The organism is Escherichia sp. MOD1-EC6021, from assembly GCF_002965245.1.
Taxonomy (GTDB): domain Bacteria; phylum Pseudomonadota; class Gammaproteobacteria; order Enterobacterales; family Enterobacteriaceae; genus Escherichia; species Escherichia coli_F.
This window is the reverse complement of sequence record NZ_PTRU01000080.1, coordinates 1-2580: the sequence shown is the minus strand read 5'-3', so window position 1 is coordinate 2580 and position 2580 is coordinate 1. Positions and strand designations below refer to the sequence as shown.

Annotated in this window: 2 protein-coding genes; both read right to left on the bottom strand. The window is 47.4% G+C overall.

What is annotated here, in order from left to right:
* Positions 1–84: 84 nt before the first annotated feature.
* A complete protein-coding gene (istB, locus tag BEB54_RS27865; RefSeq protein WP_001016257.1) occupies positions 85–831 on the bottom strand; it encodes an IS21-like element ISEc12 family helper ATPase IstB in 747 nt (248 codons plus the stop codon).
* Between the two features lie 14 nt (positions 832–845).
* Complete coding sequence (gene istA / locus BEB54_RS27860; RefSeq protein WP_001298859.1) at positions 846–2387, bottom strand: IS21-like element ISEc12 family transposase; 1542 nt, start codon at positions 2385–2387, stop codon at positions 846–848.
* Between the last annotated feature and the right edge of the window lie 193 nt (positions 2388–2580).

The following is a 2580-nucleotide window of genomic DNA, read 5'->3' as shown; positions in this document are numbered from 1 at the left end:
GCGTATTACCGTGAAGGAGATCGGTGAGTAACATCGATGGAGATCGGTTCGTGTCACTTTCACAGAACCGTTTTTAAATTACCTTCACTGATCTCCTTCGGTCAACGGAGATTGTATTTTCCGCATTGATTCTCCTTTAAGTTCGATCTTGATACTGCCATGAACCAGTCGATCTAGGATGGCATCCGCATGTGTGGAGTCTCCGATCATTTTGTACCAGTTTTCCACCGGCAACTGGCTCACTACGATGATTGAGCCTCGTTGGTACATCAGATCCACTATTTCCAGCAGGTCGCTACGCTGTTCTGATGAGAGAGGTTCCAGCCCCCAGTCATCCAGAAGCAGCAGATCGCTATTATTCAGCCTGGTCAAAAGTTTGCTGTATCTTCCATCAGCATGCCCCTGATAGCACTGTTCCATCAGCGCTTTAAGGCGATAATAGTAGACCTTGTATCCCTGTCGGCAGGCATTATGACCAAGTGCACATGCCAGGAACGTTTTACCGCTGCCGGTGGCCCCGGTCAGTAAAATATTTTGTTTCAGGGTTAACCAGTTTCCCTGACTGAGTGAACGGATGAGGGCCCTGTCCAGCCCTCTATTGTTACGATAATCCAGCTTTGATAACTCAGCATTAAGTCTGAACCGTGCATGTTTGATCAGACGCTCTGCCTTCCTGTTTTCACGGCAGGTTAGTTCTTCTGCTGTCAGTAATGACAGGCGTTCTTCGAAGCCCAGCTCCTGGTATGTGCCCGGTTGAGCAAGTTGCTTTTTAAGCGCATCACGGAAGCCGGTGAGTTTAAGTGCGGTCAGTTGTTCGTAAAGATGATTCATCATTGGATCCCGTATCAGTGGTAATACTCACTGCCGCGTACGTTTTCGTGTTCCATCGTGGATAACAGATCTGGTTTTGGATCCTGAACAGGTTGTTTATCCAGACCTTTTTCCAGGATCGATTTAATACCTGACAGACGCCATACCTTTGTTTTCAGAGCTCTTGCACATGCTGCATTAAGTCTGGCTTTACTGTATTTTTTATGAAGGTTCAGGAGTCCAAGGCAGAAGCGATAGCTTTGTTCCGGATGTGGACGAGAGTTCAGTATATGAAGCACATAACTATGAGTTTCACTGCCTATGTGCCCCGCCCATTCCAGAAGACGCTCTGGCGTCCAGGTGGCATGCTGTCGATGAGCTTCAGGCATGTGCTCGTTGCGGGTACTGTAGCCATAAGTACGCTTGCGCGGGTGCACAGCAACCTCCTGCCCCTGATTGAAGAGTCTTACCAGTTCTCCGGAGATCCATGCTTCCAGTTGCTGGCCTAACAGCGAACATGGAACCGAGTAGTAATGTTTGTCGATTTCCACGTGGTAATCGGCATGAACTCTGACTTTCTTCACCAGGGTGTAACTGTAACTGGCTTCAGGAAGAGGCTTCAGTGCGGGTTTATCAAGCTGGATGAAGAGTTCTGCACGTGAATAACCCAACTTCTGCATTATTTTGTTATTCAGTCTTTCCAGCAACTCCCGAATGCGCTGATTAAGCGATGCAAGGCTGTAGAAGATCTCATGCCTGATTCGGGCCATGATCCAGCGTTCAACAACCTGAACGCCAACTTCAGCTTTGGCTTTATCTTTCGGTTTACGTGGCCGCGCAGGCAAAACTGCGACATTATAATGCTCAAGCATCTGCTGGTAGGTAGGGTTAACGTCAGGATCATACTTACATGCCCTGGATGTGGCGCTTTTCAGATTGTCCGGAACAACAAGTTCAGGAACGCCACCCAACCACTGGAAGCAGCGAACATGACTCATCACCCAGTCTTCAAGCTGCTGAGACCAGGTGGCCTCTGCCCATGTGTAACTTGATGCCCCGAGAACAGCTACGATGACCTGAGCAGTTCTTATTTCTCCGGTCTCAGGGTCGGTAACGCCAACGGTAGGTCCACAGTAATCAACGAAAAGTTTTTCGCCAGCTTTATGTACCTGACGCATTGATGGTGAAGTGGTTTTGAGCCATTCACGGTACATCCGGCAGTAATGGTTATAGCTGTAAAAACCGCCTGGATTACGCTCACAGTATTCTTCCCAGAGTAGCTGCAGCGTCACGCATTTATTACGCAGTTCCCGGTGTACTGTAGCCCAGTCAGGCAGAGAGTGCTTCTTCATCTTAACCTGGGTCTGAAGGAACGCATGTTTTAGTTTTGTATCATCCCATCCTGTAGGTAAGGGCCACTGCTTTATGCCAAGTTGAGCCGCCCGATTAGCATATCTGGATACAACGGAAGGGGAGATTGCAAGACTACGACCAATTTGTCGATGGCTGAGTCCAACACCGTATTTAAGCCTAAGAATTTCTTTAAGTTTTCTCATAGAAATTGGAACTGTTGGCATAGGTATCCTTTACCGGAATGGCAAAAGATACAGATCAACACACCTGTGAAGTTCCAATAACATTGATGGAGATCACTGAATAACAAAATGAGTCAAAAGTGATCTCCATCGATGTTATTCAGCGATCTGTTCAAATGTTATTACCCGATCTCGATGGAAGTTATTGAGTGATCTCCTTTCATGAAAATACGCA

Coding starts and splice junctions, on each gene's coding strand:
- istB (WP_001016257.1), bottom strand. CDS start 831: ATGAATCATCTTTACGAACAACTGACCGCACTTAAACTCACCGGCTTC.
- istA (WP_001298859.1), bottom strand. CDS start 2,387: ATGCCAACAGTTCCAATTTCTATGAGAAAACTTAAAGAAATTCTTAGG.